General features: G+C 73.3%; 18 protein-coding genes. 12 read left to right on the forward strand and 6 right to left on the reverse strand.

Annotation, left to right across the window (positions count from 1 at the left end; translation table 11 throughout):
* The first annotated feature begins 448 nt into the window (after positions 1 to 448).
* On the forward strand, positions 449 to 838 hold the full coding sequence (locus FXF51_RS58570; protein ID WP_148443539.1) for a hypothetical protein: 390 nt from the start codon (positions 449 to 451) through the stop codon (positions 836 to 838).
* 186 nt (positions 839 to 1024) lie between these two features.
* On the opposite strand, the gene FXF51_RS58575 is transcribed toward FXF51_RS58570, so the two are convergent.
* Positions 1025 to 1837 (reverse strand): alpha/beta hydrolase, encoded by an 813-nt coding sequence (locus FXF51_RS58575; RefSeq protein ID WP_148443540.1) that lies wholly within the window; start codon positions 1835 to 1837, stop codon positions 1025 to 1027.
* Between the two features lie 108 nt (positions 1838 to 1945).
* Here FXF51_RS58575 and FXF51_RS58580 point away from each other — a divergent pair, with 108 nt between their 5' ends.
* From FXF51_RS58580 to FXF51_RS58595, 4 genes are read left to right on the forward strand one after another with little or no spacing between them, the layout of a single operon-like run.
* Positions 1946 to 2434 carry a methylated-DNA--[protein]-cysteine S-methyltransferase gene (locus tag FXF51_RS58580; protein ID WP_148443541.1) on the forward strand — a complete coding sequence of 163 codons (489 nt, stop codon included), beginning with the start codon at positions 1946 to 1948 and terminating at the stop codon, positions 2432 to 2434.
* On the forward strand, positions 2431 to 3261 hold the full coding sequence (locus tag FXF51_RS58585; protein WP_262380619.1) for a 2OG-Fe(II) oxygenase: 831 nt from the start codon (positions 2431 to 2433) through the stop codon (positions 3259 to 3261). The genes FXF51_RS58580 and FXF51_RS58585 overlap by 4 nt, the downstream gene beginning before the upstream one ends.
* Before the next feature lie 5 nt (positions 3262 to 3266).
* Positions 3267 to 3416 carry a hypothetical protein gene (locus FXF51_RS58590; RefSeq protein ID WP_222871975.1) on the forward strand — a complete coding sequence of 50 codons (150 nt, stop codon included), beginning with the start codon at positions 3267 to 3269 and terminating at the stop codon, positions 3414 to 3416.
* A 33-nt stretch (positions 3417 to 3449) separates the two neighbouring features.
* On the forward strand, positions 3450 to 4088 hold the full coding sequence (locus FXF51_RS58595) for an alpha-ketoglutarate-dependent dioxygenase AlkB family protein (RefSeq protein ID WP_148443542.1): 639 nt from the start codon (positions 3450 to 3452) through the stop codon (positions 4086 to 4088).
* On the opposite strand, the gene FXF51_RS58600 is transcribed toward FXF51_RS58595, so the two are convergent.
* Positions 4072 to 4761, reverse strand: coding sequence for a helix-turn-helix domain-containing protein (locus FXF51_RS58600; RefSeq protein ID WP_262380620.1), 690 nt, complete (start codon positions 4759 to 4761; stop codon positions 4072 to 4074). The genes FXF51_RS58595 and FXF51_RS58600 overlap by 17 nt on opposite strands.
* A 111-nt stretch (positions 4762 to 4872) precedes the next feature.
* Between FXF51_RS58600 and FXF51_RS58605 the strand changes: the two genes are divergently transcribed.
* Together FXF51_RS58605 and FXF51_RS58610 are read left to right on the forward strand one after the other, a co-directional pair.
* A complete protein-coding gene (locus FXF51_RS58605; protein WP_148443543.1) occupies positions 4873 to 5163 on the forward strand; it encodes an AAA family ATPase in 291 nt (96 codons plus the stop codon).
* Positions 5164 to 5191: 28 nt separating this feature from the next.
* Positions 5192 to 5614 carry an HIT family protein gene (locus tag FXF51_RS58610; protein WP_148443544.1) on the forward strand — a complete coding sequence of 141 codons (423 nt, stop codon included), beginning with the start codon at positions 5192 to 5194 and terminating at the stop codon, positions 5612 to 5614.
* Here FXF51_RS58610 and FXF51_RS58615 read toward each other — a convergent pair.
* Positions 5586 to 6632 carry an alpha/beta hydrolase gene (locus tag FXF51_RS58615; protein ID WP_148443545.1) on the reverse strand — a complete coding sequence of 349 codons (1047 nt, stop codon included), beginning with the start codon at positions 6630 to 6632 and terminating at the stop codon, positions 5586 to 5588. The genes FXF51_RS58610 and FXF51_RS58615 overlap by 29 nt on opposite strands.
* 21 nt (positions 6633 to 6653) lie before the next feature.
* On the reverse strand, positions 6654 to 7868 hold the full coding sequence (locus FXF51_RS58620; RefSeq protein ID WP_148443546.1) for a metal-dependent hydrolase family protein: 1215 nt from the start codon (positions 7866 to 7868) through the stop codon (positions 6654 to 6656).
* A gap of 94 nt (positions 7869 to 7962) precedes the next feature.
* On the opposite strand from FXF51_RS58620, the gene FXF51_RS58625 reads away from it, so the two are divergent.
* A complete protein-coding gene (locus FXF51_RS58625) occupies positions 7963 to 8472 on the forward strand; it encodes an SRPBCC domain-containing protein (RefSeq protein WP_187415178.1) in 510 nt (169 codons plus the stop codon).
* On the opposite strand, the gene FXF51_RS58630 is transcribed toward FXF51_RS58625, so the two are convergent.
* The gene (locus tag FXF51_RS58630) at positions 8439 to 11636 is read right to left on the reverse strand and encodes an AfsR/SARP family transcriptional regulator (RefSeq protein WP_148443548.1); all 3198 of its coding nucleotides are present in this window, start codon (positions 11634 to 11636) and stop codon (positions 8439 to 8441) included. The two genes, FXF51_RS58625 and FXF51_RS58630, sit on opposite strands and share 34 nt — an antisense overlap.
* A 100-nt stretch (positions 11637 to 11736) precedes the next feature.
* Between FXF51_RS58630 and FXF51_RS58635 the strand changes: the two genes are divergently transcribed.
* Positions 11737 to 12612 (forward strand): class I SAM-dependent methyltransferase, encoded by an 876-nt coding sequence (locus FXF51_RS58635; RefSeq protein WP_148443549.1) that lies wholly within the window; start codon positions 11737 to 11739, stop codon positions 12610 to 12612.
* 114 nt (positions 12613 to 12726) lie between these two features.
* Here FXF51_RS58635 and FXF51_RS58640 read toward each other — a convergent pair whose 3' ends face one another.
* Positions 12727 to 13077: a nucleotide pyrophosphohydrolase gene (locus tag FXF51_RS58640; protein WP_148443550.1), complete on the reverse strand. Its 351-nt coding sequence runs from the start codon at positions 13075 to 13077 to the stop codon at positions 12727 to 12729.
* 41 nt (positions 13078 to 13118) lie between these two features.
* Here FXF51_RS58640 and FXF51_RS58645 point away from each other — a divergent pair, with 41 nt between their 5' ends.
* The 3 genes from FXF51_RS58645 to FXF51_RS64020 form a co-directional block, all read left to right on the forward strand.
* Positions 13119 to 13559, forward strand: coding sequence for a MarR family winged helix-turn-helix transcriptional regulator (locus tag FXF51_RS58645; protein ID WP_262380621.1), 441 nt, complete (start codon positions 13119 to 13121; stop codon positions 13557 to 13559).
* A 46-nt stretch (positions 13560 to 13605) separates the two neighbouring features.
* Positions 13606 to 14421 (forward strand): alpha/beta fold hydrolase, encoded by an 816-nt coding sequence (locus FXF51_RS58650; RefSeq protein WP_222871977.1) that lies wholly within the window; start codon positions 13606 to 13608, stop codon positions 14419 to 14421.
* An 87-nt stretch (positions 14422 to 14508) separates the two neighbouring features.
* The coding region (locus FXF51_RS64020) for a serine/threonine-protein kinase (protein ID WP_411268444.1) at positions 14509 to 15392 on the forward strand (884 nt) is incomplete at its 3' end.

A 15392-nucleotide genomic window follows, 5' to 3' on the forward strand; every position in this document is an offset into this window, starting at 1 on the left:
GTTGGCTCCTGGTCGCGGGCCTTAGCGCAACACGGCATGCCCGGCTGCGCGCCCGGGTCGGGGGTTCGGCCCGGACGCGCGGATCAGGGTGCCGAGCTGCCAGGTGTGCTCATGGTTCGCCGGCGGCTCGTCCCCGCCGTTGAGCTTGGCGAGGCGGAAGGCGAACAGGGAGATGACGACGCGCGACGAGATCTCTGAAGGTGGCGAGGGAGTCAGGGAGTCAGGGAGTTCGCAGGGCGCGGAAGTCGGCGAACCAGCGGTTCTCACGGAACTCGAAAGGTCGGAACCTACTGCCCGGGATCGAGGTATGGAGGGCGAGGAGGTTCGTTCGATGCGATGGGTGATGAGTGGGGTGGCTGTGGTTGTCGGGGTGGTGGCCGGTGGGTGTGCCGCTGAAGCGCTGTCCCCCGTTGACGGGGCTGCTTCGGGTGGGGCGTCGGCGTCCGGGGTGAGTGCGAGTCCGCGTCCGACGGCCACCGGGGTCGGGTGCAACGGCACGCCGGTGCTCGAGGGCGGGCCGCTGCCCGAGGTGCGGGGGACGGCGCGGGACGCGGAGTTGTGGGGGCTGCTGTTCGTGGACGCGACGCCGCTCAAGCCGGGCAAGGAGGTCAAGATCGTGTGGCGGATGACCGGCGAGGGGCCGCTGCGTGTCCGCGCCGCCCTGCCCGACGGGACGACCGCCGAACAGAAATGGGGCCCCGAGGAACACTCCGGGTCCACGTGGCGACGTCCCGGGCAGGAGTGGGGCACCGGGTTCGTGTTTCCGAAGGCGGGCTGCTGGAAGATCGAGCTGTCGCGTGAGCGAGGGGCGGGGCACGTCTGGCTGCCCGTCCGCTGACGTCCAGCCCTGCGTGCCAAGCGCGGCACTCAGGGCGACGGGCCGGACACCACGCTCGCCGCGTGCCAAGCGCGGCACGCAGGGCGGCAGGTCGGACACCACGCTCGCCGCGTGCCAAGCGCGGCACGCAGGGCGACGGGCCGGACATCACGCTCGCCGCGAGCCAGGACGGTCGCGGTGGACGGGTCAGGCTCGCGGCAGGGCGCGATCGATGAAGGACGTCACGTCGTCGAGCACCTCGTCCTTGTTGACCTCGTTGAACACCTCGTGCCTGGCCCCCGCGTAGATCCGCTCCGTCAGGTCGCCGCCCCTGACCGCCGCGATACCCGCCCGGCTGGCGGGCAGCGGCACGAGCTGGTCGTCGTCGCCGTGCACCCACAGGGTGGGCAGCGCCCCGAACGTGCCGCCCTTGGCGATCGTGTCCAGCGTCGTCGCGAACGCCTCCAGCGTCGCCCGCTTGAACGGCCCGTGCCACACCAGCGGGTCGGCGGCGTACGCGGCGCCCACCGACGGGTCGCGGGAGAGCGTGCCCGGGTCGATCGGCACGTCCGGCGGCTCCTCGAACGCCAGCAGCGTGCGCACCGCCTCCCACTCCCCGATCACCGGCCCCGACAGGACGAGTGCGGCCAGGCCGGAGGCGTACCGCTGGGCGTAGCGGGCCGCGATCATGCCGCCCATCGAGTGGCCGATCAGCACGACGGGCACGCCGGGGTGCTCCTTCCTGGCGTGCTCCTCGACGGCGTGCACGTCGGTGACCACGTCCTCGAAGTCCTCGACGAGCACCCTGTCGCCCTCCGACTTGCCGTGCCCCATGTGGTCGAGGCCGTAGACGGCGGCGCCGTGGTGGACGAGCCGGTCGGCCACGTACTCGTAGCGGCCGATGTGCTCGCCGTAGCCGTGGACCAGGATCGCGAGGTACCGCGGGCGCTCATGGGGCCATTCGCGGACCGTGTTGCCGCCCCTCGTGCCGGTGAAGGTGTGCTCGCGCGACTCCGCCATGCCTCACTCCTCGCTCGCAGATCAAGGTGAGCGTACGTCAGGGGAGGCGGCTGCCGCGACGTCCGAAAACCGCCGACCTTCGGGGGTGGGTGTGGTGTTGAAGAGAGTATGGACATCTACACGACGATCGACAGCCCGCTGGGCGAGATCCTGCTCGTGGGGGACGGCACGGCGCTGACCCGCGTGTCGTTCGACGTGGCCTCGGGACGGGCGGGGCTGCGGACTGAGCCGGGTGTGTTCGCGGAGGCGGAGCGGCAGTTCGGGGAGTACTTCGCGGGTGAGCGCACCCGCTTCGACCTGCCGGTCGCCCCGCGCGGGACCGCGTTCCAGGAGCGGGTGTGGGCGGAGCTGGCGCGGCTCCCGTACGGGACCACGACCAGCTACGGCGCGCTGACCGCACGCGTCGGCGCGTCCACGGACCGGATCCGCGCCGTCGCGGCGGCCGTCGGCGCGAACCCGCTGCTCGTCCTCCTGCCCTGCCACCGCGTCATCGCCGCCGACGGCGCCCTGACCGGGTACGCGGGCGGCCTCGAACGCAAGCACGCGCTGCTCACGCTGGAAGGCGTGCTGCAGCCCCAGCTCTGGAGCACGCTGTGAACGGTGGAGGGAAGGGGCCGACGGCCGCGAGGGCGACGAGACTGGCAAGCGCCGACTGGAAGGAGCCACCCGCCGAGGGCTCGCCGCTGCTGGCGGGCTCCGAGCGTGAGAAGCCGCCCGCCGGGAGTTCGGCGCGGCTGGCGGGCGCTCGCTGGGAGGAGCTGGCGGCCGAGCTGGACGCCCACGGGTGCGCGCTGACGCCGCGGCTCCTCACCCCCGAGGAGTGCGCGCAGATCTCCGCCCTGTACGACGAGACCGGCTTCTTCCGCGCCACCATCGACATGGCACGCCACCGCTTCGGCGCCGGCCAGTACCGCTACTTCGACCACCCGCTCCCACCCCTGGTACGGGAGCTCCGGGCGGCGTTCTACCCGAGGCTCCTGCCGATCGCCAGAGACTGGGCGGCAAGGCTGGGCCAGCCGGCCCCCTGGCCGGACGATTTCGCCGAATGGCTGGACATGTGCCACCGTGCCGGGCAGACCCGCCCGACCCCCATCCTCCTGCGCTACCGGCAGAACGACTGGAACGCCCTCCACCGCGACCTCTACGGAGACCTGGTGTTCCCGCTGCAGGTGGTGATCGGGCTGGACCAGCCGGGCGAGAACTACACCGGCGGCGAGTTCCTGCTGGTGGAGCAGCGGCCCCGGGCGCAGTCGCGGGCCACGGTGACGCTGTTGCCGCAGGGGCACGGGCTGATCTTCACCACGCGTGACCGTCCCGTGCGGTCGTCGCGCGGCTGGTCGGCGTCGCCGGTGCGGCACGGGGTGAGCACCGTACGGTCCGGGCTGCGGCACACGCTCGGGCTCGTCCTGCACGACGCGAAGTGAACCCGGTGAGGAGCACCACGCGGGTGCCCGCGGTCTTCACGCTGATCGGCGCGGATGGGCGGCCGTACGCGAGCCCGGTGCCCGGCACGCTGGGCGGGCACCGGAGGGCTCGGCTGTACGGGCGGCGCACGACCTCACGAGGCGGCGCAGCGTAGGTTGGTGAGAGTGCACGCGACCCAGGAGCCCTCATGATCCCCCTGCCCATGAGGGAGATCGCCCCCGGCGCGGTCCACGTCCCCGGCTGGCTGACGCTCGACGAGCAACGCCACCTGGTCGAGGCGTGCCGCGAGTGGGCGAGGGGCCCGGTGCCGATCCGGCACACCGTGCTGCCGAGCGGCGGCGTCATGTCGGTGCAGACCGTGTGCCTGGGCTGGCACTGGCAGCCGTACAGGTACACGCGCGTCGCCCACGACGTGAACGGCCGCCGGGTGGCGGATCTCCCGGGGTGGCTGGCCGAGCTGGGCCGCCGCGCTGTGGCCGGCGCGTACGGGCACGAGATGGAGTACGACCCCGACACCGCGCTGATCAACTTCTACGACGGCCAGGCCAAGATGGGCATGCACCAGGACAAGGACGAGCGGTCAGACGCCCCGGTGGTGTCGCTGAGCATCGGCGACACCTGCTTGTTCCGCTTCGGCAACACCGAGACGCGCGGGCGGCCGTACACCGACGTACGGCTCACCTCGGGCGACCTGTTCGTGTTCGGCGGGCCGTCGCGCCTGGCCTACCACGGCGTGCCGAAGGTCTACCCGGGCACCGGCGATCCCGCCACCGGGCTGGCCTCCGGCCGCCTGAACCTGACGCTGCGGGTCACCGGCCTGCGGTGACGTACCCGAACTGGTCGTCGGAGAGTGTACGGCGCAGCGTGCGCAGCACCTTGGCGGCGTCGTCCTCCGGGCCCTCCACGTAGAACGGCTTGCCGTCGCGGCCAAACGTGATGGCCGACTCCTCCTCCCACTTGCCGAGCAGGTCGGAGCCGAGCGAGAACAGGTCGTGCGGCTCGAAGCCGAGCGTGCGCGCGTGGTCGATGGATCCGAACACGAGGTGCCTGGCCAGCTCGATCGGCACCTCCTGCCAGCCTGGGTACTCGCCGAAGAAGTACTCGCGGAAGCGCACCAGGTCGCGGTCGTCGAGCACGTCCGGGCCGATGACGCTCTTGACGCCCATGCAGTAGACGTCGGCCAGGTACCCGCACACCGACAGCCGGTCCCAGGTGTGCCGCCGGGCGACGAGCACGCACACCATGCCGCCCACGCCGGAGCCTGGAGCCTCGTCCACCCAGCCGCGCGCCGGGTCGAGGCCGAGCCCCTCGCTCCAGCCCACGTTCGTCCAGCATCCGACGACCTCGGCCTCGGCCGGGGCCGCGGTCTCGGCGGTCTCCGTGGCGATGGCGCGGACGAGCGGCGCCACGACCGACGGGGAGACCTTGAGCGCGCGGGCGATCTCCTTGGGGGACTTGCCCTGCAGGCGCAGCTCGCGTACCTGCTCTTTCAGATCCATTGCGGCAGCCTAGCGTCCTGGGCGGGCGGGGCGTGGCAGGGCCGCCGCGCGCGGCGCGCACCTGATGAGGCTGAGCCGGACGGCGAGGGGTTCTTCACGGTTCTCGACCGGATGCCGGCGGGGCCGGGCCTCTACCTGCTGGACGAGCCGGAAGCGGCCCTGTCGTTCCAGTCGTGTCTGCGCCTGGCCGGCCTCCTGCACCAAGTCGTGCGCGAAGGCGGGCAGATCATCTGCGCCACCCACTCGCCGATCCTGTCCGCCCTGCCCGGCGCCCAGATCGTGGAGCTGGGCGAGGACGGCATCAGGAGCACCGAGTGGGACGAGCTCCAGGTGGTCGACCACTGGCGGCGCTTCCTCGCCAAGCCGGACTTCTACCTGCGCCACGTCCTGGAGAGCGACTGACCGGCGGGGGTGGTGCGACCATCGTGGGATGAGCGACTGCGTCTTCTGCGACATCGTGGCCGGTCGATCGCCGTCCTACCGGGTCCTGGCCGACGAGCACGCCGTGGCGTTCCTGGATCGCAGGCCTGCCGCCCCCGGGCACACCCTGGTGGTGCCGCGGGTCCACGCGCGCGACGTGTGGGAGATCTCCGAGGCGTCGCACGGCGAGGTCGCCGGCATGGTGCATCGGGTCGCCGCACTGCTGAGGACGGCTCTGGCTCCCGACGGCGTGAACGTGCGGCACAACAGCGGCGCGGTCGCGGGGCAGGACGTCTTCCACTACCACGTGCACGTGGTGCCGCGCTGGCACGACGACGGGCTGCGCGCGGCGTGGAGCTCGGCGCGGGCCTCGGCCCGTGAGCTGGAGCAGGTCCTGGAGCTGATCACCGGGGGTCAGCGAGGTCCTGCGTGAGACGGTGGGAGAGCCACGCCAGGGCGAGCGGGTAGCGATACTCGATGCCCCCGTGCCCCGCCTCGAACAACTCGAAGTGCACCCGCTCCCCTGGCACCCCCGCCTCCTCCAGCGCCCGGTGGAAGGCGACGGCCGCGAAGTCGAGGTAGTACTCGTCCTTGCTCCCCGCGTCCACCCAGACGGCCCGCATCGAGCGCAGTGCCTCGGCGTGACGCGGCTCGCGGGCCATGACGACCGGGTCGAGGGTGAGCCACCGCTCCCACACCTCGGGCACGACCGCGCCGGTGTCGTCGAACGGCATGCGGACGGCGCCGTCCGCGGAGTAGGCGGCAGCGTAGGCGTACATTTCGAGCAGTTCGAAGTCGCCGTCCTTGGTGCCGGCCAGCCGGCCGCGGAAGTCGGCGAGGAACTTGTCGTAGGAGCCGTCGTACATGTCGCGCAGCCTGCGCGCGAGCACGGGGAAGCGCGGCCGGTTGCAGACCTCGAACAGGGCGTCGCCCGCGTGGGTGGCCAGCGCGCCGAACACGTCGGGCGCGAGCATGGCGGTCACCATCGCCCCGTAGCCGCCGCTGGACTTGCCGGTGACCGCGCGGTGGTCGCGGTCGGCGACGGTGCGGTAGCGGGCGTCCACGAAGGGGACGATCTCGTCGCGCAGGTACGAGTGGTAGCGGCCGGTGGCGGGCGAGTCGAGGTACTGGCTGCCGCCGAGGGCGGTCCACGCGTCCACGTACACGACGATGGCGGGCGGCGCGTCGCCGGCCGCGAACATGGCGTCGGCCAGCTCCGGGTACGGCTGCCGGAACGGCGCCCTGTTGAACCACATGCCGACGTGCCCGGTGTAGCCGAGCAGCACGTACAGGGCCGGGTAGCGGCGGCCGGGCGCGTCGTCGTACCCGGGCGGCACGTACACGACCAGCGGCCGTTCGTGCGGGTCGCCCAGCGGGTTGCCGCGCAGCAGGTCGCTCTCGACGACGTGGTGGTCGAGGCGGCCGGCCAGTTCGACGGACCAGGGCAGCATCAGGTCTCCTCTCAGGAACGTTCAACCCACGGACGCGGTGACGGTGTCCACACCTGCCTGCCCGACCGACCGGCCCGAAACCAGGACGAGCGCGAGGTCGCGCAAGGCGGAGATGCGTTCGAGCGGGTCGCCGGCGACCGCGATGAGGTCGGCCCGCTTGCCCGGATCCAAGCTGCCGGCGACCTCGCCCACCCCGCACGCGTCGGCGGCCAGCACGGTGGCCAGCTCGATGATCTCCGCGTTGCGGTAGCCCACCGACGCGAACGTCTCCAGGCCTCCGACATACCCATCGGTGCGGTTGGCGATGTCCCCCACGGCGAACCCGGCGTCGGTGCCCGCGATCACCCGGATGCCCGCGTCGCGCATCGCGGCGATGCCGGCCAGCCAGGCGTCCAGCATCGCCTGCCCGTGCACCTCGACGATCCGCGAGACGACGCCGTGCGCGGTGGGGCACACGTACGTGCCGCTGGACGCGACCAGGTCGGCGAGCTTGCCGTCGTACTGGTGGCCGGACGGCGTGAAGAACGAGCAGTGCTCGATGGTGGTGACGCCCGCCTCGACGCAGCCGCGGATGGAGGCGTGCGCGTGGGCGTGCGCCGCGACGTGCTTGCCGCGCGTGGCGGCCTCCTCGACGACCACGCGGAGCTGCTCCGTGCTGTACTGCGGCACCCAGCTCGGCGGCGCGCTCGGCGTCATCAGGCCGCCCGAGGCCATCACCTTCAGGCAGTCGGCGCCGGCCCGCAGGTTCTCGCGGGCGACGCGGCGGATGGCGGGCTCGTCGTCGGCCTCGCCGCCCATGTACCAGCAGTGGCCGCCGGTGATCGTGATGGGCCGGGTGGCGGCCACGACGTGCGGGCCGACGGCCAGGCCCTCCTCGATCGCGTCGCGCAGCGCCACGTCGAGGAAGCCGCGCCCGCCCAGGTCGCGGGCGGTGGTGACGCCGGCGGAGACGAGCTTGCGGGCGTTCTCGGCCATCCGCAGCAGCAGGTGGTGGTCGCTCTCCGGGCTGCGCCTGGTCACCGGATCGACCTTGTCGTCGAACCCCAGGTGCACGTGCGCGTCCACCAGGCCGGGCAGCACCGTGTGGCCGGGCAGGTCGAGGACCTCGCCCGCCTCCCCCGCGCTGCCACGCGGCCCCACCGAGACGATCTTCGTTCCGTCGATGAGGACCTCGCCGTCCGCGATCACTTCTCCTGGACGCCCGGTGAGCACCTGCGCGGCGCGGATGATCCTCATGGGTTCCAGCCTGCCACCGCCTAAAGGTCGCGAGAAGGGGATCGTAAGCCCGTCCGGTCACCGTGGAGTCATCGACACCAAGGAGGGCAGCACGATGACCCAGACCGCCGAGTACGAACTCACCCGCCTTTTCGACGCGCCTCGCGAGCACGTGTGGGCGGCGTGGACCGAGCCTGAGCGGTTCTCCCGCTGGTTCGGGCCTGCGACGCTGGCCACGCCGGTGGGCCGGATCACGCTGGACGCCTGGCCCGGCGGGGTGTGGCGGGCCACGCTGGTGGGTGAGGAGGGGTTCGAGGTGACGCTGGAGGGGACGTACCGGGAGGTGGTGGCGCCGGAGCGGCTGGTGTTCACGACCGGCGACCCCGACGAGCCGGGCGACGGGCCCGCCTCGATCGTGACCGTCGTCCTCGCCGACGCGGGCGGCGGGACCGCCATGCGGTTCCACCAGTACGGGGTCAACACCGACCAGGAGCACGCCGAGGGGGCCAGGGCGGGCTGGATCGAGTTCTTCGACCGCCTGGCCGCCCACTTGAACGATCGGAGCAGCTCCGGTGCCGTTCTGGGGCACGATCAGAGCAGGCCCTGGGCGTCGTCCAGCTTGTAGGTGCCGCCCCGGGCGAACGCCGCCGCGAACGCCTGCTCGCCGAGCGCCTCGCGCGTGCGCACGGTGGCCCGCTCGATGTCCGCCAACTCGGCCGCGTTCGGCGGAACCTGGTAGCTCTCCCTGGTGGCCGCCGCCAGCCCCAGCAGCAGGGCCGACTTCTCGGTGGGCCCTGCCGCGGCGGCCGCGCCCTCCACCGCGCCGACCGTCGTCCTGGGGTCGCCGATCCTCCAGCCGAACGCCATGGCCTCCGCGTGCAGCGCCATGGCCCCGGCCAGGTCGCCGCGCAGCTCCGTGAGCCAGCCCAGCTCGATCAGGGTGTCGGGCAGGTGCAGCGCGGGATCGCCGTCAGGGTCGCGGGACAGCGGTTCGAGCAGGTGCAGCAGGTGCCGCTCGGCCAGTTCGAGCCGGCCCGACCTGCGGGCGGCGTAGGCCACGCCCATCTCCGCCATGGTCGAGCCCTTGCTGTAGCCCTGGGCCTCGGACTGCTTCAGCGCGCTCCCGCACAGCTCGATCGCGCGGTCGAACTGCGCGTTCTCCAGCGCCACCCAGCCCAGCCACGCGGTGTGGGTGGCCACCTCGGGCCACAGCCCCAGGTCCTCGGCCATGCGCAGCCCCTCGCCGAACAGCCGGTTGGCCTCGTCGGCGTCGCGCCGCATCTGGGCCAGCGAGGCAAGCCACTCGGTGGCGCGCAGCAGGCCCCACTTGTCGCCCAGTTCGGTGAACAGGCGGGCGCTCTCCCCCGCGATCCGCTCGATGGCCTCCTGGTCGCGCAGGGTGAAGGCGTCCATGGCCTGCCGGGTGAGCGCGGTGGCGATGCCCCATCGGTCGCCGTTCTGCCTGAACGTGGCCAGCGCCAGCTCCGTCTGCTCCTGCCCGGCCGGCATGTCGTCCACCTGCAGCCCGACGAAGAGCCTGGCCCTGGCGCGCTCCGCGTCGTCCTCGACAGCATCCAGGACGGGCCGCCAGTCGGGCTGCTCGCCGAGGCACAGGGCGAACCCCGCCTCCCACGCCGCCGCCCTGGCCCGCGCCGCGTCGCCGTCGTGGCGCGGGACGGCCAGCGCCTGCGCCATCGCCCGGCGGCCCTCGGCCAGCCTGCCGCGCAGGAACCAGTACCAGGCCAGCGCGTTCACCAGCCGGGCCGCGCCGCGCACGTCGCCGCGGGCCGCCGCCGTGTCGAGGGCCGCCCGCATGTTGGCCGCCTCCGCGTCCAAACGCAGCAGCCAGTCGCGCTGCTCGGGGCCGTACAGGCCGGGCTCGGCCCGCAAGGCCAGGTCGAGGTAGTGGTTCAGGTGCGCGTGACGTACGGCGTCCAGCTCGCCCGCGTCGGACATCCTGGCGCGGCAGTACTCCGACACCGACTCCAGCAGCCGGTACCTGACCCCGGCGGCACCCTCCACGACCACCACCAGCGAACGGTCCACCAGCCGGGCCAGCAGGTCCAGCACGTCCAGGGTCTCGGCGTTGCCGCAGACGGACTCGGCGGCCTCCAGCGTGCAGCCGTCGACGTGCACGGCCAGGCGGCGCAGGACGACGCGCTCCTCGTCCGACAGCAGGTCCCAGCTCCAGTCGATCACGGCGGTGAGCGTCTGCTGGCGGGCCGGCGCGCCCCGCTGCCCTGAGGCCAGCAGCCGGAACCTGTCGTCCAGCCGGGCCACCACGCCCTGCACGCCCAGCGCCCGCACCCTGGTCGCGGCCAGCTCCAGCGCCAGCGGGATGCCGTCCAGCCTGCGGCACAGCTGGGCGACGGCCTGCGCGTTGCCCGCCTCCAGCCGGAAGCCGCGAGCCGAGGCGGCGGCCCTGGTCACGAAGAGCCGCACGGCGTCGGAGCGGGCCATGACGGCCAGGTCGGCGCCGGTGGGGACGTTCAGCGGCGGGACGCTCCACAACACCTCGCCCGCCACGGCGAGCGGCTCGCGGCTCGTCGCCAGGATGCGCAGGCCGGGACAGGCCCGCAGGAGCACCTCTGCCAGCTCGGCGACCTGCTCCACCACGTGCTCGCAGTTGTCCAGGACCAGCAGCATGCGGCGCGGGCGCAGGACGGCCGCCAGCCTCGCCGCCAGGGCGGCGTCGGCGCCCCCGGCCCCACCGGCCCCGGCGGCCGTTCCTGAGCCTGCGTCGCCCGGAGCCGTCGGCACGCCGGCCTCCTCCCTGATGTCCAGCGCCGCCATCACGGCCTCCGCCGGCGACCGGGGCCCTTGGTCGAGCGCCACCAGCCAGGCCCCGTCCGCGAACGTGTCGAGCAGCCGGTCGGCCGCCTCCAGCGCCAGCCGGGTCTTGCCGACACCCCCGCTGCCGGTCAGCGTGACCAGCCGCTCCTCCTCGACCAGCGAGCACACCTCAGCCAACGCCTCGTCCCGGCCGATCAGCTTGCTGACGGCGGCGGGCAGGTTGGTGACGGGCCGGTCGGCGGGCACGCTCAGCGCAGGGTCCTGCCCGAGGATCGCCTGATGCAGCGCGACCACTTCGGGCCCCGGGTCGAGACCCAGCTCGTCAGCCAGCCGCTCCCGCAGCTCGCCGAAGCTGGCGAGCGCCTCGCTCTGCCGCCCGGCCCGGTAGAGGGCCCGCATGTGGACGGCGCGCAGCCGCTCCCTGAGCGGGTGGCGGTTGACCAGGTCGCCCAGCTCGCCCACGAGCAGCCCGTGCTCGCCCAGCTCCAGCCGCGCCTCGGCATGCTGCTCCAGCGCCGACAGCCGCTGCTCCTCCAGACGGTGGATGGCCGACCTCGTGTACTCCTCGTCGGCGAAGTCCGCGTACGCGGGCCCCCGCCACAGCGCCAGCGCGTCGGCCAGCAGCCCGGCCTTGGTCCTGGGGCTGTCCGTGGCTTCCGCCCTGGCCAGCAGGTCGGCGAAGCGCACGGCGTCCACGGCGCCGTCGTCGGCGCGCAGCAGGTAGCCGGGGGCCCGGGAGACAACGAGGTTCTTACCGCCCGGCTCGGCGTCCTCGAACGCCTTGCGCAACTGGGAGACGCGCACCTGCAGCGCGCCCGCCGGGTTCGCCGGCGGCTCCTCGCCCCACAGGTCGTCGACCAGCCGGTCTACCGACACCGGATGGCCCTCGTGGACGAGCAGGTCCACGAGGAGCGCCCGGACCTTGAGGCCGGGGACCGTGACGGTCTCCCCGGCGTCGGTCCAGACGGCCAGCGGGCCAAGCACCCCAAATCGCATGCCCGTCACCCTACGAGAAGCCTCCGACAAACGTCAGGTGCGCCAAGGGCTCCGCGATATTCGATGGCCCGCGCGCCCCGCGCGTCGTTAGCGTGGTCCGGTGATCTACGAGCATCCGCTGGCGTACGTGCTCGGCCTGGAGGGCATCGCCCTGATGCGGTCCTTCACCGGCGAGCACGACCGCGCGTTCGTCGAGGCCCGGCTGGCCGAGATCCGCAAGTTCCTGGACGACGACTCCCTGGCCGGCGCCGCCGTGGAGGTCGCCCGCGTGGACACCGTGCCGGGCTACCGGATCTGGTCGCGCACCTACGACGGCCCGAACGCGGCGTTCGACCTCGACGAGCCCTTCATCAGGGAGATCGTCGGCGCCCTGCCCGCCGGTGACGCGCTGGACGCGGCGTGCGGCACCGGCCGTCTGGCCGCCTACCTGGCCGGTCGCGGCCACCGGGTGCACGGCGTGGACAGCTCGCCCGACATGCTGGAGCGGGCGCGTTCACGGGTGCCGCAGGCGGAGCTCCGGCTGGGTGAGCTTTGCGCGCTGCCCCTGGCGGACGCGTCCGTCGATCTGGTGGTCTGCTCGCTGGCGCTGACGCACGTGCCGGTGCTGGGTCCTGTGCTGGCCGAGTTCGCCCGGGTGTTGCGGCCGGGTGGGCACGTGGTGACCGCCGACATCCATCCGGAAGGGGTCGCGCGGGGCGTCGTGCCGCCCGTACGACTGCCTGACGGGCGGCCTGGCAGGGTGGCCACCTACCGGCATCTGGTCGGCGATTACGTACGGGCGGCGCTGGCGGCGGGGCTGCTGGTGCGGCGGTGCGAGGAGCCGCTGCATCCGGAGGGTGAGCCGGGGGAGCGGGCCGAGGTGCTGGAGCGGTGGGACGTGTGGCCGTGGGCCCTGTGCGACCTCGCCCCCGAGGCGGCGCACGCGGCCATCGCCGGACGGCCGTCGATGCTGTTCTGGCACTTCCAGCGCGGCTGACCCGTCGCCGCGCGCCCCGCGGACGGCGTCCTCAGCGCGACTCGCTCGACACCACACACCCGCGCGCCCTGCGAACCACACACCCGCGCGCCCTGCGGACCACGCCCGCGCGCGTCAGGACGGTGGGGCCTTTCTCGCGGAGCCGCGGTAGAGATCGGCGTCGTAGCGGCGGTCGTTGTCGTCGAGCTTGGCCCGAGCCGCCTCCAGCAGGTCCACCCCCAGCACGTCCGCCAGCCGCACGAGGTAGAGGGTCACGTCACCCAGCTCGGTCCGCATCCTCGCAAGCGCCTCAGGATCGGGCCTGCGCGACTCCTCGGCGGTGAGCCACTGGAACTCCGCCACCAGCTCCCCGACCTCACCCGCCAGCGCCATCGCCAGGTTCTTCGGAGTGTGGAACTGCTCCCACTCCCTGACCCGCGCGAACTCGCGCAGCCGCTCGGCAAGGCACTCCAGCTCCGTCGTCACGCCACCCGACCCTATCGAGCCGCGCGGGTATGTTGCGTAGCGTGAATGGGGTTGAGCTGTTCCTGCTGGGCCGGGCGTTGATGAAGATCGGCGAGGAGGCGATGCCGTCCGAGGGGATCGGGGAGCATTCGACGAGCGCCCGCACCGTCCTGATCGTCGTGAGCGACCTGCGCGCCCACCCGGAGACGACGGTGGGCGGGATCGCCGGCCGGACGGGGCTGCCGCAGAGCGCCGTGTCCGCCGCCATCGGACGGCTGCGCACCGTGGGAGCGGTGATCGCCGAGACCGATCCCAGGGACCGCCGCCGCACGATCATCCGGGAGGCGCCCGAGGTGTCGGATCGGGTGACGCGGGTGCGGGACACCCCGATCGACGACGCGCTGGCCGCCGCGCTGGGCACGGACGATCCTCAGCGCGTACGGGAGACGGTGGCCGCCCTGGAGGAACTGGCGGATCGGCTCATCCCGCAGCTCCGCAAGTAATCCATCAAACTTGATACATCAGAATTGATGAATTAGAGTCGGCGGCATGACGATGTTGCGCGTGCACGATGCCGACCTCCACTACCAGACCCGCGGCACGGGGCCGTGCCTGCTGATCTCCCAAAGCGGCGAGGGGGACGCCGACCGCAGCGTCGACCTGGTGAACCACCTCGCCGACGACTACACCGTGATCACCTACGACCGGCGTGGCCTCAGCCGCAGCACCGGGACGGCGGCGAGCGTCCGGCAGCACGCCGACGACGTGCACCGCCTGCTGGCCCACCTCACCGACCAGCCCGTGATCATGCTGGGGCTGAGCCTGGGCGCCTCCATCGGGCTGCACCTGGCCATGCGCCACCCAGAGCAGCTCAGCCTGCTCATCGCCCACGAGCCCGTCTCGCCCTGGCTTCTGCCCGCCGCCGAACGGGACCGGCACCGGGCCGAGCTGACGGAGATCCGCGACCTCTACCTCGAAGCCGGCCTCGGGCCCGCCATCAAGGAGGTGGCCCGCGTCCTCGGCATCACGGGCGGCCCGGCCGGCGGGGGTGCCGAGCCCGGTCTGACGCCGCAACCCATGACCGCCCAGCGCCAGGCGAACTTCGACCACTTCATCCGCCACGACTTCACCGCCGTCATCGACGACAACCTCGACCTGACCGGCTGCCGAACCCGCATCCTGCCCGCCGCCGGCCTCACCACCCCGCCCGCCGTCTTCGACCGCCGCTGCGCCGACGAACTGGCCGCACTCCTGGGCACCGAGGTCGCGATGCTCCCCGGCGGACACAACGGCAACCTCACCCACCCCCGTGCGTACGCCGCCCGCCTGCGCGATCTTCTCCCCGAACTCCTGCCTGCCCCCTGACCGCACACGTGTACGCTTCCGCGCGTGTCGGAATTATCGGTCCCGGGTTACGAGATCAAGGGCGTGCTGGGCCAGGGCGGCTTCGGCGTGGTCTACCTCGCCCTGCAGTCGGCCGTCGGCCGTGAGGTGGCGCTCAAGGTCGACAACCGGGTGCTGCTGTCCGAACGCGACCAGCGCCGCTTCCTCCGCGAGGTCACGGCGGCCGGCGCGCTGTCCGGCCATCCGCACGTGGTGCCCGTCTACGACGCGGGCGTGCTGCCGGACGGGCGCCCGTACATGGTGCTGGAGCTGTGCCCTGGCGGGTCGCTGGCGGGTCGCGTGCTCTCCCCCGCCGACGCCAGGGACGTCGGTGCCCGCATCGCCGACGCGCTCGCCGCCGCACACGCGCAGGGCGTGCTGCACCGGGACGTGAAACCGGCCAACATCCTGCTCAACCGGTACGGCCAGGTGGCCCTCTCGGACTTCGGCCTGGCCACCATGCCCGCCTCCGGCCCCGACGCCTCGGTCACCCGCGAGTCGCTCACCCCGTCCTACGCGCCGCCCGAGGCATTCGAGCTGGCCGAGCCGACGCCCGCCGGGGACGTGTACGCGCTCGCCGCCACCGTCTACGCGCTGCTGTCCGGCCGCCCGCCCCGCTTCCCGGAGAGCGGCGTCCCCAACCTGGCGATGATCCTCGCCCTGCACCGCCTCCCCGTCCCGGACATCCCGGGCGTCCCGCCGGAGCTGACGGCCGTCCTCCGCCGCGCCCTGGCCACCGACCCCCGGCACCGCACCCCGAACGCGGCACTCCTCCGCGACGAACTGGGCGCCGTCCCGCTCCCCCCCCCCCCCCCCCCCCCCCCCCCCCCCCCCCCCCCCCCCCCGCCCCCCCCCCCCCCCCCCCCCCCCCCCCCCCCCCCCCCCCCCCCCCCCCCCCCCCCCCCCCCCCCCCCCCCCCCCCCCCCCCCCCCCCCCCCCCCCCTCCCCCCCGC

It is taken from the genome of Nonomuraea sp. PA05 (assembly GCF_008086045.1).
GTDB lineage: Bacteria > Actinomycetota > Actinomycetes > Streptosporangiales > Streptosporangiaceae > Nonomuraea > Nonomuraea monospora.

Coding starts and splice junctions, on each gene's coding strand:
- FXF51_RS58575 (WP_148443540.1), bottom strand. CDS start 1,837: ATGGCGGAGTCGCGCGAGCACACCTTCACCGGCACGAGGGGCGGCAAC.
- FXF51_RS58580 (WP_148443541.1), top strand. CDS start 1,946: ATGGACATCTACACGACGATCGACAGCCCGCTGGGCGAGATCCTGCTC.
- FXF51_RS58595 (WP_148443542.1), top strand. CDS start 3,450: ATGATCCCCCTGCCCATGAGGGAGATCGCCCCCGGCGCGGTCCACGTC.
- FXF51_RS58600 (WP_262380620.1), bottom strand. CDS start 4,761: ATGGATCTGAAAGAGCAGGTACGCGAGCTGCGCCTGCAGGGCAAGTCC.
- FXF51_RS58605 (WP_148443543.1), top strand. CDS start 4,873: ATGCCGGCGGGGCCGGGCCTCTACCTGCTGGACGAGCCGGAAGCGGCC.
- FXF51_RS58610 (WP_148443544.1), top strand. CDS start 5,192: ATGAGCGACTGCGTCTTCTGCGACATCGTGGCCGGTCGATCGCCGTCC.
- FXF51_RS58615 (WP_148443545.1), bottom strand. CDS start 6,632: ATGCTGCCCTGGTCCGTCGAACTGGCCGGCCGCCTCGACCACCACGTC.
- FXF51_RS58620 (WP_148443546.1), bottom strand. CDS start 7,868: ATGAGGATCATCCGCGCCGCGCAGGTGCTCACCGGGCGTCCAGGAGAA.
- FXF51_RS58625 (WP_187415178.1), top strand. CDS start 7,963: ATGACCCAGACCGCCGAGTACGAACTCACCCGCCTTTTCGACGCGCCT.
- FXF51_RS58630 (WP_148443548.1), bottom strand. CDS start 11,636: ATGCGATTTGGGGTGCTTGGCCCGCTGGCCGTCTGGACCGACGCCGGG.
- FXF51_RS58650 (WP_222871977.1), top strand. CDS start 13,606: ATGACGATGTTGCGCGTGCACGATGCCGACCTCCACTACCAGACCCGC.